14 protein-coding genes are annotated in these 14,041 nt (G+C 38.3%); all 14 read left to right on the top strand.

Features of this window, described 5'->3' with window-relative positions:
• The 14 genes from VEHSUH06_RS06815 (at position 1) to VEHSUH06_RS06750 (ending at position 13,979) form a co-directional block, all read left to right on the top strand.
• Complete coding sequence (locus VEHSUH06_RS06815) at positions 1 to 1,572, top strand: NAD(P)H-hydrate dehydratase (RefSeq protein ID WP_105098281.1); 1,572 nt, start codon at positions 1 to 3, stop codon at positions 1,570 to 1,572.
• A 2-nt stretch (positions 1,573 to 1,574) separates the two neighbouring features.
• Positions 1,575 to 2,519, top strand: coding sequence for a ComEC/Rec2 family competence protein (locus VEHSUH06_RS06810; protein WP_105098280.1), 945 nt, complete (start codon positions 1,575 to 1,577; stop codon positions 2,517 to 2,519).
• Between the two features lie 245 nt (positions 2,520 to 2,764).
• On the top strand, positions 2,765 to 3,862 hold the full coding sequence (locus VEHSUH06_RS06805; protein WP_105082044.1) for an N-acetylmuramoyl-L-alanine amidase: 1,098 nt from the start codon (positions 2,765 to 2,767) through the stop codon (positions 3,860 to 3,862).
• A gap of 3 nt (positions 3,863 to 3,865) precedes the next feature.
• Complete coding sequence (locus VEHSUH06_RS06800) at positions 3,866 to 4,426, top strand: GerMN domain-containing protein (RefSeq protein WP_105098279.1); 561 nt, start codon at positions 3,866 to 3,868, stop codon at positions 4,424 to 4,426.
• Positions 4,427 to 4,540: 114 nt separating this feature from the next.
• On the top strand, positions 4,541 to 5,521 hold the full coding sequence (gene thiL / locus VEHSUH06_RS06795) for a thiamine-phosphate kinase (RefSeq protein ID WP_105098278.1): 981 nt from the start codon (positions 4,541 to 4,543) through the stop codon (positions 5,519 to 5,521).
• Complete coding sequence (gene tsaE, locus VEHSUH06_RS06790) at positions 5,511 to 6,005, top strand: tRNA (adenosine(37)-N6)-threonylcarbamoyltransferase complex ATPase subunit type 1 TsaE (RefSeq protein ID WP_105098277.1); 495 nt, start codon at positions 5,511 to 5,513, stop codon at positions 6,003 to 6,005. Before thiL ends, tsaE begins: the two co-directional genes overlap by 11 nt.
• Complete coding sequence (gene tsaB, locus VEHSUH06_RS06785) at positions 5,989 to 6,747, top strand: tRNA (adenosine(37)-N6)-threonylcarbamoyltransferase complex dimerization subunit type 1 TsaB (protein WP_105098276.1); 759 nt, start codon at positions 5,989 to 5,991, stop codon at positions 6,745 to 6,747. Before tsaE ends, tsaB begins: the two co-directional genes overlap by 17 nt.
• Positions 6,747 to 7,196 (top strand): ribosomal protein S18-alanine N-acetyltransferase, encoded by a 450-nt coding sequence (rimI, locus tag VEHSUH06_RS06780; RefSeq protein WP_105098337.1) that lies wholly within the window; start codon positions 6,747 to 6,749, stop codon positions 7,194 to 7,196. Before tsaB ends, rimI begins: the two co-directional genes overlap by 1 nt.
• Positions 7,193 to 8,224, top strand: coding sequence for a tRNA (adenosine(37)-N6)-threonylcarbamoyltransferase complex transferase subunit TsaD (gene tsaD, locus VEHSUH06_RS06775; protein ID WP_009351338.1), 1,032 nt, complete (start codon positions 7,193 to 7,195; stop codon positions 8,222 to 8,224). Before rimI ends, tsaD begins: the two co-directional genes overlap by 4 nt.
• Positions 8,225 to 8,226: 2 nt before the next feature.
• Entirely contained in the window at positions 8,227 to 9,615 is a 1,389-nt protein-coding gene (locus VEHSUH06_RS06770) for a sensor histidine kinase (RefSeq protein ID WP_105098275.1), read from the top strand.
• Positions 9,616 to 10,182: an ANTAR domain-containing response regulator gene (locus tag VEHSUH06_RS06765; RefSeq protein WP_105098274.1), complete on the top strand. Its 567-nt coding sequence runs from the start codon at positions 9,616 to 9,618 to the stop codon at positions 10,180 to 10,182. It abuts the gene before it with no gap.
• 200 nt (positions 10,183 to 10,382) lie between these two features.
• Positions 10,383 to 10,664: a co-chaperone GroES gene (gene groES / locus VEHSUH06_RS06760; protein WP_004696047.1), complete on the top strand. Its 282-nt coding sequence runs from the start codon at positions 10,383 to 10,385 to the stop codon at positions 10,662 to 10,664.
• A 113-nt stretch (positions 10,665 to 10,777) separates the two neighbouring features.
• A complete protein-coding gene (gene groL / locus VEHSUH06_RS06755; RefSeq protein ID WP_105082038.1) occupies positions 10,778 to 12,403 on the top strand; it encodes a chaperonin GroEL in 1,626 nt (541 codons plus the stop codon).
• A 319-nt stretch (positions 12,404 to 12,722) separates the two neighbouring features.
• Positions 12,723 to 13,979 carry a diaminopimelate decarboxylase gene (locus VEHSUH06_RS06750; RefSeq protein ID WP_105098273.1) on the top strand — a complete coding sequence of 419 codons (1,257 nt, stop codon included), beginning with the start codon at positions 12,723 to 12,725 and terminating at the stop codon, positions 13,977 to 13,979.
• The last annotated feature ends 62 nt before the right edge of the window (positions 13,980 to 14,041 follow it).

Genomic DNA, 14,041 nt, shown 5'->3' with positions numbered 1-14,041 from the left:
ATGAATATTTTAACAACTGAAGATGCTCGATTTATAGATCGAGAGGTTCCTAAGCAATTAGGTGTCTCTTTAGAAATTCTTATGGAAAATGCAGGACGAGGCATTGTTGATGCTTTATGGGGACAATATGATTTGTTTTCCTTAGATAACGCCCGTTCTATCAATAGTTTTGTTCTATTTATCTGCGGTACAGGGAATAATGGGGCAGATGGTCTTGTAGCGGCTCGCCATTTAATGGAACAAGGCGTACCTGTACAAATTGTACTAGTAGGAGATACTAGCAAATGTAGTGATCTTTTTGCATTGCAATTAGAACGTTGTGAGGCCATGGGTTGTATCATCGATATGTATGATGAATTTAATGATTGGTCTAATGTAGCTGTTGCTGTGGAAGGTATTATGGGAACAGGCTTAACTGGAAAGTTGAGAGATTTAACTGTGGATGTACTCCATGATATTGATACTATGCGCAGTCAATATAATTTTGATTTGTGGGCCATTGATGTACCTGCTGGCTTAGATGCTACAACAGGTCAAATAGCTGAAGGTACATTGGCCTATGATTACACAGTTACCTTTGGTGCCATTAAACAAGGATTATTACTATATCCTGGCAAGGCTGTAGGGGGTATAGCTGTTGTTGCTCCGTTAGGAGCACCTTGGCAGCAAGTGCTAGGAGATTGTGATATAACTGTAACAATTGATTCTGATTTGGCGGAAAAGCTTATTAACTATCGGATTCCTATGGCACACAAAGGTGTTAATGGTAATGCCTTGATTATTGGTGGGTCTAATGATATGATAGGGGCTCCTATTTTAGCTGCAGAGGCTGCAGTTCATAGTGGTGCTGGTAAGGTTACTTTAGGTGTACCAGAAGTGATTAAACCAGTCGTACAAGGTCGCATTATACCGGAAGTAATGGTTACCTCTACAGAGGCTCATAAAGCTATGTTAGAAGGGCGCCAAGTGGTTGCTATGGGACCAGGCCTAGGACGCACTAGTGATATTCCTGATTTTGTAGATTCTATTTTAGATAGCTACGAAGGTCCATTGGTTCTTGATGCAGATGCTCTTTATGCATTGGGTCATGTAGGTTCTGTTGATAAAGATGCCTTGCGCGATGGTGAGATTGAGTCTATATACGCGGTGGAACGAGAGCTACCTTACTGTGTTATGACACCTCACTTAGGTGAGTTTAGTAGGCTCATTGACTTGCCTATCAAATGGATTGAGCGTCATTACATTACGTTAGCAAGGGAATTTGCTAAGGAACACCAAGTTGTTTTAGTGTTAAAAGGGATTCCTTCTGTTGTAGCATTGCCAGATGGAACTGTATATGTTAATACGATTGGTAACGCTGGTATGGGTACTGGCGGTATGGGGGATGTACTAACCGGTGTAATCGCTGGATTCATTAGCCAAGGTTATTCTTTACAAGATAGTGCAGTTCTCGGCGTATATGTGCATAGTCGTAGTGCTGATATTTTGAACGACACTAAGGCTTGGGGGTATACACCTAGTGATGTAAGCACTTCACTAGGATGTGTAATTAGTGAACTGTTGGGAGAATAAGAATGACAAATAAAATGCAACGCTTTATAGCTTTTTTGCTAGTATTATGTATTCCTATCTTTGCCATTGTAGGTTGTACAAATAAAGATGTAGCTAATGCTGCTAATCAAGCGACCTCTAGTGCTAAAGGGGCTTACTCTATTGATACTAAGACAACTACACCTGAAGGTAAGCTAGATGTATATATGCTAGATATTGGCCAAGGAGATGCTATATTGCTTAAGGTGGGCGATGAATATAGCATGATCGATACTGGCGATATTGAACATCGAGAGAATATTGTAGCTCAACTTAAAGCCATGGGTGTTACAAAGTTAAAAAATATTATAATTACGCATCCTCATGCAGATCACATGGGTGGTTTCTATGCCATTGCCAAAGCAATGCCTATTGAAAATGTATATGATGATGGTATTTCTGTTGATAACAATATGTTCAAAACCTATGAAAAGTGGATTGAAAAAAATAAAATTAAACGTTCTACTTTGAGAAGTGGTGATGTAGTTGATTTTGGTCATGGTGCCGTATTTGTTGTTTATGCTCCTTGGACAGAGGTCTTAACTGATAAAAAAGGCGAACCAGATCTCAACAATAACTCTATTGTAGGTAAGTTAATCTTTGGTAAATTCTCAATGCTCTTTACGGGAGATGCAGAATTACAAGAAGAGAAAAAACTGGTAAAAGAGCAGAACTCTAAACTGTTTGCTCGCGTTCTTAAGGTAGGTCATCACGGTTCTCGTACAAGTAGCTCTGAAGATTTTTTGAAATCTATTAGACCAGAAAGTGCATTAATTTCAAATGGCATGTATAATAAGTATGGTCATCCTCACGATGTAACATTACGTCGTTTACAGGAAAACAATATTGCCATTTACCGTACGGATACGATGGGACGTATTCACATTAGTACGGATGGGAATGAATGGCAGATTACAACTGAACGATAGTGTCGATTGTATAGCATAAAAAATAATTTTAAGCAACTGTTTATTGTGTCTTTGATATAAAGACTTTATATAGTAATATGTATAATCGGCATACTTATCTTCATGTTTGTATGAAATAATCTATCTATAATCTAACATTAGTTTATGGATAGATTGGAACGATGAGATTTTGATAGACAAAGATATCATCGACTCATCTCTATGGTTTGGACACTATGTATGTCAGTTAGATTGGAGTGAATGTATTGCGTAAACTATTTTTTATGTGCCTTGCAGTCTTGATGGCGATACCTTTATTATTGACTCAAGCGAAGGCCGCTAATCTTGAAGATGCACGATGGGTGACTAGAACAGATGCACCTGTACCATATGTTCGTATGGTTATGGATTTGTCAGCGCCGGTGAAAGCGTCCGCATCGATTAGCAAAGATGGGAAAACGACGACTGTTACCTTGAAAAACACGAAGCTAAAGACTGCTAAAGAGAACATTACAATGGACTCAAGCATAGCTAGTTCTGCTAAACTCTCAGAAGACGGCAGAGATGTTAAGGTTACAATCAAGACACCTTCATCTATCGATACGAGTGATGTAAAGGTATTTTCCCTGAAAAAAGATACGGTTAATAAGAAACCATATCGCATCGTTGTAGATGTTCAGAAAAAAGGTGTAACACCTAAACCTGCTTACTATGGTAAACGCCCATCTCCTTCTGCACATCCTGCGAAAAATGTACCGGCTGGATCCGGTAAATACTCAAGTAGCGGTGGTTTATCTGGTAAAACAATCACTATCGATCCTGGTCATGGTGGTAGCGACTCCGGTGCCATAGGACCACATGGCTTACAAGAGAAAAATGTAACATTACCAATTTCTAAGTATTTGAAATCCGCTTTGGAAAGCCGTGGTGCTAAAGTAGTTATGACACGTACTACAGACGTAGACGTATATGGCCCTAATGCAAGTGGTGTTGAAGAATTAGGTGCTCGCGTTAATATTGCGAACCGAAACAATTCTGATGTTCTTGTAAGTGTTCATATCAATGCTTTCACTAACCCAAGCGTGGGTGGTATTGCAACATACTACTACAGTAAATCAGGTAATGATGCTAGATTGGCACAAAAGGTTCAAACTCAAATTGCTAATACACCTGGTTTCAATGGTGACCGTGGCATTCAAGAGGGGAACTTATACGTGTTGAGACATTCTAATATGCCTGCAATTCTCGTAGAGCTTGGCTTTATCTCCAATCCTAACGAGGAGCGAGCATTACAGTCTGCTCAAACACAAGAAGACTTTGCTAATCGCATTGCAAATGGTATTGCTAATTACTTTGGAGGTTAATCGATGAAATTACGTAAACAAGTTCTTTCGATCCTCTGTGTAGGCATGCTAGCATTTGCAGCAGGTTGTACACCTGAACAAGCTCCTACAACAGGTAAAAGCGAGCCTGTGCAAGAGGCGAAAGTCAATAAGGATGCAGAAACTACAAAAGTATCTCAAGAAAAGGTTAAGATGGTATTCTTTGTACCAACAGAGGATGGTTCTGGGGTAAAACAACAGACCGTTGAGATGGAGGCGAATAAAGTAACGCCGAAAGCAGCTCTTCTAGCGATGTTAAAAGCTGACAGAGCTCAAAAATATCCAATATTCACTAAGGATATTGAGATTACATCTGTTACTGTAAAGGACGGTATTGCTTCTGTTGAAGTAAACAATGCCTTCGTAAAAGGTAATGGTGGGGACTTAACTGTTAAATTACAAATGGCTGCCATTGTCAATACATTGACATCCTTTGATAACATTAATGGTGTTCTCTTCGTCAGCGATGGTAAAAAGGTTTCTACAGTAGGCTCCTTTGATACTAAAGATCCAGTTAAACGGATGACGAACTTAATTAAAAAATAATTCCCTTAGGAACATTGATAGCAGATAGTTGATATATCAACTATCTGCTATTTTTGTTGTCTTTTATATATGTTACAATACAATGAGTATAATAATCAGAAACTAGGTGATCAGATGCAATTAAAAGATGTAGGGGAATTTAATTTCATTCGCCAAATTCAAGATAATACAATATATGACTCTAGTACCGTAGTGTATGGTATTGGTGACGATTGTGCAGTATATAGTGCCGCACCAGATATGGATCAACTCATTAGTACGGATACGATGGTAGAAGGGGTTCATTTTAGCTTTCACTATATGATGCCTTATGATGTAGGACATCGGCTTATGACGGCAAATTTAAGCGATATAGCGGCTATGGGTGGGACCCCAAAACAAATCGTCTTATCTGTTGCAGCTCCACAACAGATAGATACAGAAATTTTAGATGAAATATATAGAGGTATTAAAGCTCAATGCCAACGATATAAGCTAAATATATTAGGTGGTGACACAGTGCGCACGGAAGGACCTATGGTGTGGACCGTAACGATTATTGGTGAGGTACCTAAAGGAACTGCGGTTATGCGCAGTGGTGCTCAAGTAGGCGATGTTGTCGGCATTACTAATTATGTAGGCTATGCTGCTACTGGGTTAGGTGCACTTTCATACAATCTAGAAGGCTATGATATGACCAAGATAGGTCATCAACGTCCAGATCCTCAAATTGAATTAGGGGAACAATTGAGACAGTTAGGTGTTCATAGTATGAATGATATTAGCGATGGTCTTGGTAGTGAATTAAATGAAATTGCATCTGCTAGCAATATTTCTATCCTTGTAGAGGAATCAGCTATTCCACTGCATGAAGAAACCTACGCATTAGCAAAGCATTTACAAACTAAGCCAGTAGATTATGCTCTATATGGTGGAGAAGACTTTCAACTAGTATTTACGGCCCCTAAGTCATTAGTTCCAAAATTAGAAAATCTAGCAGGTATTACATTGATTGGAGAGGTTGTAACTGGACCTCCAAAGGTTGAGATGGTAACACATGATAGAACGATTAAGACCATAGAAGCGAAAGGATATAATCATTTTCATGAATCATAAGGCACAGGTCCAATTAGAGACACATACAGTAGAAGATACACAACAATTTGGACAGATACTCGGTAAATGGGTACAACAGAATGGAGATCCTTTATGTATTGCCTTAATTGGTGATTTAGGGACGGGTAAAACTCATTTATCCCAGGGCATAGCTAAAGGCTTTGGCGTAACAGAGGAGATTACGAGTCCTACCTTTGCCATTATGAATACCTATGATGTGAATCGAACGCATTTATATCATTTTGATGTGTATCGCTTGGATGATATTAGTGAACTGGAAAATATTGGGTTTTACGAATATACAGAAGATTGTGTATCCATTGTGGAATGGGCGGATAAATTCCCTGATGAATTGCCTGATGAAACAATGTGGATTTATTTAAAGCCCATTGGTGATACAAGCCGATCTATTATTTTAGGTAGTGATTACCTTACAGCGGAAGATTTAGTAGAAATAGGAGGCCCATATGTGGTTGGGAATTGAGACGAGCTCACTCGTATCGAGTGTGGCCTTGATGGACGAACATAACCTTATAGGGGAATTGACCATACAAGCTGGATTGACTCATTCCGAGCAATTAGTACCTCATATCGATATGTTGTTACGTGCCTCTCAAGTTGATAGAAATGAATTAAAAGGAATCGTAGTTAGTATTGGGCCTGGTTCCTTTACGGGCTTACGCATTGGCATGGGGACAGCAAAGGCAATGGCTTACGCCCTACAAATTCCTTTATATGGTGTCATGACTATGGATAGCTTAGCCCGGAATGTATCCTATACAGATCGTACAATTTGTACCGTTATTGATGCACAGAAGAAACATGTCTATGCGGGTATTTATCAATACGTAGGTCACGAACTAGTGTGCAAGGAAGAGCCATTTGTTATAGCTGCAAGTGATTTGTTAGACCGCTTTAGAGCAAATGATGATAAAGTATTATTCCTTGGGGATGGCATTAAACGTATTGAAAAACTGTTAGAGGAAAAGGATACTAATTTAACGATTCTAGATATATCACAACGTATTCCGAAGGCTAGTTCGTTACTGCTAGCTGGTCGTAAGTTAATAGATACAAATGAAGTATCTGATCCTATGGATATGGTACCGTATTATATTCGCCGCTCAGAAGCGGAAGTATTATGGGAAGAACGCCATAAGGATAATCCTGCCATGTTGAGCCAAAATCCTACCGTAGTAGTGACAGAGGCAGCAGGTGCAGAATGATGGAGATACGTTTAGCCACTATTGAGGATGCTCACGCTATTTATGAGATCGAACAGCAGTCCTTTTCTGTTCCTTGGAGGTTAGAATCTGTTCTCGCTGAGCTGGAAGGTGCAGAAAATAAACTATATATGGTAATTTGTGAGGAGAACCACATTGTAGGATATGCAGGTGCTTGGCTTGTATACGATGAAGGTCAAATTACGAATATTGCCGTTTTGCCTTCTGCCCGTGGTAAAGGATACGGATCAAAACTTACAAAGCAATTAATTAATGAATGTTTTTCGCGAGGCATGCACGAAATCTTTTTAGAGGTGCGCATATCTAATTTAGCCGCATTGGCTATGTATAGAAATTTAGGTTTTTCTGTAAAAGGAATTCGTAAAGATTATTATTCAGAGCCTACGGAAGATGCGTACATTATGTCTCTCGTTTCAGAGGAAATAGAATGAGTATATACACATTAGCCTTGGAAAGTAGCTGTGATGAAACATCAGCCTCTGTCTTAAAGGATGGACGAACTGTTTTATCTAATGTTATTTCTAGCCAAGTGCCGATTCATAGAAAATTTGGTGGCGTTGTGCCTGAAATCGCATCGCGTCACCATATAGAACAAGTTATACCTGTTATAGATCAAGCGCTACGAGATGCGAATGTGACCTTACAAGATATCGACCACATTGGCGTTACCTATGGTCCCGGCCTTGTTGGTGCACTGTTGGTAGGTGTAGCAGCAGCAAAGGGTTTATCCTTTGCTACAGGCATCCCTTTGGTGCCAGTTCACCATATGGAAGGTCATATTTTTGCTAATTTCTTAGCTAATCCAGAATTAGAGCCTCCATTTTTGAGCCTCGTCGTATCTGGTGGTCATACAATGCTAGTTCATGTAAAAGGGTACGAAGAATTTGATATTCTTGGCCAAACACGAGATGATGCAGCTGGTGAAGCTTTTGATAAAATTGCTCGTGTCATGGGCTTCCCATACCCAGGTGGTCCTCATATTGATGCTCTTGCTGCGGAAGGTGATGCTGATGCTATCGAGTTTCCAAAGGCTTTGAGCGAACCTGGTAATTTTGAATTCAGTTTTAGTGGCTTGAAATCAGCAGTATTAAACTATTTAAATAGCAAACAACAAAAGAATGAGCCCATCAATCAAGCCGATGTGGCAGCGTCCTTCCAAAAGGCTATCGTTGATGTGCTTGTAGAAAAAACAAAAGATGCAGCTCACACATTAGGTGAAACACGTATTACTATTGCTGGTGGTGTATCTGCTAACAAGGGGTTACAACAAGCATTAGAAGCTATGTGCCAAGAAGAAGGATTTACTTATTACAAGCCTCATAAAATTTTGTCTACGGACAATGCGGCCATGATTGGTTGTCGAGCTTATTATATGGCGCAAGCTGGTAAATTTGGCGATTTAACATTGAATGCAAAACCAAGCGTAGAAATTGGTCATGTATCTTGGAAAGAGGATTAATTGTGGATATTGGTCAAGATATTTTAAATACAACACCATTAGGACCATTACAAACCTCATTACTTGAGCATATTAGTAAACTTATATCCTTTGGCGAGTCTTTGACCCGTCAAAGGATACAGATTTTTACGCCCCTACTGAAGAAATCACATGGTGATGTACAACAGCGTGCTGATATGTTATGTATAGAACGCAGTGAAGCTGGAATCGTTACACGTTACGTAAAAGGTAATCATACTTGGCATGTGATGATGGAAAATGGGCAGCCACTCATTGGGGGCGATCATGAGTTTAGGCAGCATGTTTTTCCTGTAGTAGACAATGGAGGACGTATTATTGGTGGTATTTCCTTTACACTGTCCCCATCTATCAAGGTAGAGCAATATGAACAAGAATATACTTTATCTGATACGATGCAACGTCTCATGCTGACTGCTACGGATGAACAAATCCAATCTTACGAACCTATCTCTTATTTTGATGGTTTAATTATCTTTGATGATTCTCATAAAATTCTATACGGCAATGATGCTGCATTACAATTGGTAGATTTATTAGGCTTTGATCGACGTTTAGTAGGTTCATCTATTTATAGCAGTACTTTAAAAATATCGGCTATCCAACAAGTCTTGGCAGATAGAACTATATATACTAGTGAAGAAATATATCAAGATATGGTGATTCGTCAGCATATGATTCCTATTGCTATGGGCCGTAATGAAACGAGATGTTTTTTAGTGTTACATGATTGTACTCGTGAAAGTAAGCAACAACAAGAATTGTTGGTGAAAAACTCAATTATCAAAGAGGTCCATCACCGCGTAAAAAACAACTTACAAACTGTAGCGGGTCTATTGCGTATGGAGGCGAGACGTTCAAGCTTACCAGAGGTAAAACAGGCTCTTCAAGAGGGTATTAATCGCATTGAAAGTATGGCACTAGTTCACGATATAGTGTCTCATTATGATGAGGATTATATTGGTATACGATCCATTTATGATGAGCTATGTAGATTATTACGTATGAGTATGGTCAGACAAGATCAAGAGGTTACCTTTACTTATAGTGGGGAAGATATCTTGATTTCTTCTCATATGGCAAGTTATGTATCTCTTATCATTAATGAATTAATTACTAATAGCTTAGAACATGGTCTAGAAGGGGAGCATGGAGAAATTCATCTTCATGTTAATGACATAGGGGAAAACATTAAATTAGCTTTCACAGATAATGGCAAAGGATTGCCTAGTGATTTTTCTATTTCCTCTAATAAACGATTAGGGCTTACAATTATAAATAATTTAGTTACTCATGAATTAAAGGGAAGTTTATCCATAGAAAATACTGGTCATGGTGTATTGGCCACAATACATATGAAGAAGGAGGCGTAAATGCGTGTTTTAATCGTCGATGATGAATCCCTTATACGCATGGATTTGCGAGATATTATTGAGTCTTGCGGTCATGAGGTCGTAGCAGAGGGAACCAATGGCGTTGAAGCTATACAACTCTGTAAACAGCATAAACCAGATATCATTTTAATGGATGTTAAAATGCCAGAATTAGATGGTATTGAAGCTGCTCGGCAGATTGGCTTTCACCATGAAGCACCTGTTGTGTTGTTAACCAGTTATAGTCAACAAGATTTAATCGATAAAGCTAGAGACTCCGGTGTATATGGATACCTAATTAAACCTGTACGAGAAGAGCAATTGGTACCTACTTTAGAAATGGCATTAGGACGTTATAAAAGTGATGCTCAGCTACGTGAGAAGATGGCTGAATTAGAACAGTCCTTAGAAGATCGTAAAATCATTCAAAAGGGAACGGGCCTATTAATGGAGTTATATTCCATATCTGAAGAGGAAGCCTATAATCGCATTCGCGCCCTAAGTATGAAGAAACGAGATAGTATTGTTAATATCTGCAAAGCCTTGATTCATCAAGTTTCAAAATAGTAGAAAAGACTAGTATAAGGATTAAAACTTATACTAGTTTTTTTGCTTCTAATTCACATAAAAACTAAAAAGTCAAAAAATCAAAATTTTTACTTGCAATTATTTTGACATAGGTTATAATAATACATGTGATTAGCACTCGATGAGTTAGAGTGCTAATAAAGTATAAATAATATCTAGTAAATAAGGAGTGACATCATATGTTAAAACCATTAGCTGACCGCGTTCTTATCCGTTTAGAAGCAAAAGAAGAAAAAACAAAAAGTGGTATCTTCCTTCCTGATACAGCAAAAGAAAAACCTCAAGAAGGTGTAGTCGTAGCTGTAGGTGCTGGTAAAGTATATGACAATGGTCAACGTGTAGCTCCAGAAGTTAAAGTTGGCGACACTGTTATGTTCGCAAAATATGCTGGTAGCGAATTAGAAATCGATGGCGCTACTCACTTGATTATCAGCGAGCGCGATATTTTAGCAGTACTATAATAACTAATTTGTAGTCTACTAAGACTATAAATACTGATGATACATTCTATATTGCTTAAGGGCACATATATTTCGTTACATTCGATAGTGTTACTATCTAGGAGGTAATACATATGGCAAAAGAAATCTTGTTTAATGAAGAAGCTCGTCGCGCTTTAGGCCGTGGCGTTGATCAATTGGCAAATGCTGTAAAAGTTACATTAGGTCCAAAAGGTCGTAATGTTGTGTTAGATAAAAAATTCGGTTCCCCAACAATTACAAATGATGGTGTAACTATTGCTCGTGATATCGAACTTCCAGATCCATTTGAAAACATGGGTGCACAATTAGTAAAAGAAGTTGCTACTAAAACTAATGACGTAGCAGGTGACGGTACTACTACTGCAACTGTATTGGCTCAAGCTATGATTCAAGAAGGTATGCGCAACGTAGCAGCTGGTGCAAATCCAATGATCTTGAAAAAAGGTATTGAAACAGCAGTAAAAACTTTGGTTGAAGAAATCAAAAAACGCTCTATCAAAGTTTCTGGTAAAGCTGAAATCGCTCAAGTTGCTAGCGTATCCGCTGCTGACGAAGAAATCGGTGGCTTAATTGCTGAAGCTATGGAAAAAGTTGGTAATGATGGCGTTATTACTGTAGAAGAATCTAAAGGCTTGCAAACTGCATTAAATGTAGTAGAAGGTATGCAATTCGACCGTGGCTACATTTCTCCTTACATGGTAACTGATCCTGATCGTATGGAAGCTGTTATGGATAATCCATTCATCTTGATTACAGACCGTAAGATCAGCGCAATTGCTGATATGTTGCCAACACTTGAAAAAGTGGTAAAAGTAGGTAAAGAACTTCTTATCATCGCTGAAGATGTAGAAGGCGAAGCATTGGCTACTTTAGTAGTTAACCGCTTGCGTGGTACATTCAAAGCTGTAGCTGTTAAAGCTCCTGGTTTCGGTGACCGTCGTAAAGCTATGCTTGAAGACATCGCAATCTTGACTGGTGGTACTGTAATCACTGAAGATATGGGCCGTAAGCTTGATTCCGTGGAACTTGAAGATCTTGGTACAGCTCGTCAAGTACGTATTACTAAAGATGAAACTACAATCATCGACGGTGTAGGCGATAAAGAAGTAATTGCTAAACGCGTAAATCAAATCCGTGCACAAGTTGAAGAAACAACTTCTGAATTCGACCGCGAAAAATTACAAGAACGTCTTGCTAAATTGTCCGGTGGTGTTGCAGTTATCGAAGTAGGTGCTGCTACAGAAGTCGAAATGAAAGATAAAAAACTTCGCATCGAAGACGCATTGAATGCAACTCGTGCTGCCGTTGAAGAAGGTATTGTAGCTGGTGGTGGTACTACATTCATCGATATCATCCCTGCATTAAATACATTGGAAGCTACTGGTGATGTTCAAACTGGTATCAATCTTGTAAAACGCGCTGTAGAAGAACCACTTCGTCAAATCGCTTACAATGCTGGTCTTGAAGGTTCTGTTGTAGTAGAAAAAGTTAAAAATACTGACTCTGGTATCGGTTTCAATGCTTTGACTGAAGAATATATCGACATGGTTAAAGCTGGTATTGTAGACCCTGCTAAAGTTACTCGTTCTGCTCTTCAAAACGCTGCATCTATCGCATCTCTTGTGTTGACTACTGAAACAATCGTAGCTGACAAAGTAGAAGAAAATGCTGCAGTTCCAGCAATGCCTCCAATGGGTGGCATGGGCGGTATGATGTAATCAACTGCTTAAGGCATAATAAATAGATCTATAATAATCCTAATGAACTAGAAACAACATGGTTTCTATTCATTAGGATTATTTTTATATTTACCATACAAGTATCGAGAAAATTGATTTTGTATACAAACTATGATATAATTCTATAGAATTTAAATTTAGTTTTATTTGATATAATAAATTATTATATGCAGTTCTACGGTTCTATATGATGTAGTTCGACTTGGCTTATATAGCTAATTTAAATAATAATTTAGATAATAATTTAGATAATAGTCTCATCCCTTGATGAGTCTTTTATTTATGTAGAGAGGTTGTTATGAACAAAAAAACTATTCCCTTTACGGCTGAACAATTAGAAAATATTATTGCTCAATATCCGACTCCATTTCATATTTATGATGAAGAAGGCATAATTGAGAATATGAAATCTTTCATTAACGCATTTTCTTGGAATAAGGGCTTTAAGCAATATTTTGCTGTAAAAGCAACTCCAAATCCATATATCATGCGTGTACTACAAAAATTAGGGGTAGGTGCAGACTGCTCTTCCTTGGCAGAGTTGTTGTTAAGTGAAAAAGTAGGAATCACAGGCCACGATATTATGTTCACATCTAATGACACACCGTATGTGGAATATAAAAAAGCACTTGAAATGGGTGCCATCATCAATCTTGATGACATTACTCATATTGAATACTTAGAAAAGAATCACGGCTCCTTGCCTGATACATTCTGCGTACGCTATAATCCAGGCTCCTTAAAGGAAGGTGGTAATACAATTATTGGTCTTCCTGAAGAAGCTAAATATGGTATGACCCGTGACCAAATTTTTGAAGCTTACAAACAATTACAAGCAAAAGGTGTAAAACACTTTGGTATCCATACAATGGTTGTATCTAACGAACTTGATATTGATGGTTTAGTAGGTACTGCAGAACTTTGCTTTAATCTTGCTGTAGATATTAAAAATGAACTAGGTATCAATGTTGAGTTTATTGATCTAGGTGGTGGTGTAGGTGTTGCTTATAAACCAGAACAAACGCCTGTAGACTTCAAGGCTCTTAGCAAGGGTGTAGAAGAAGCTTATAATAGAATTCTCGTAGCTAATAGTCTTGGTGATGTTGCTTTAGCTTATGAATGTGGTCGTATGGTAACAGGTCCGTTTGGTTACCTAGTTTCTACAGCTATTCATAAAAAGGATATTTACCGTCAATATATCGGTTTGGACTCTTGTATGGCAAACCTCATGCGTCCAGCTTTATATGGTTCTTATCATCACATTACAGTAATGGGCAAAGAAAATGCACCTAAGGATCATGTATATGATGTAACGGGTTCCTTATGTGAAAACAACGATAAATTTGCTATTCAACGTGAGTTGCCAAAAATTGATATTGGCGATCGCATCATCATTCATGATGCTGGTGCACATGGTCACTCTATGGGCTTTAATTATAATGGTAAATTGCGTTCTGCAGAGTTATTGTTACATAAAGATGGCTCTGTTACACAAATTCGTCGTGCTGAAACATATGATGATTTGTTTGGCACTCTCGATTTCTCTAATCTATAATTTAATATTGAGAATCGAATAGGATGAGAATGAATATTAAGTAAAACCTATCAATATATGTA

It is taken from the genome of Veillonella sp. S13053-19, from assembly GCF_002959835.1.
Taxonomy (GTDB): Bacteria; Bacillota; Negativicutes; order Veillonellales; family Veillonellaceae; genus Veillonella; species Veillonella rogosae.
This window is presented reverse-complemented; position numbering and strand designations above follow the sequence as displayed.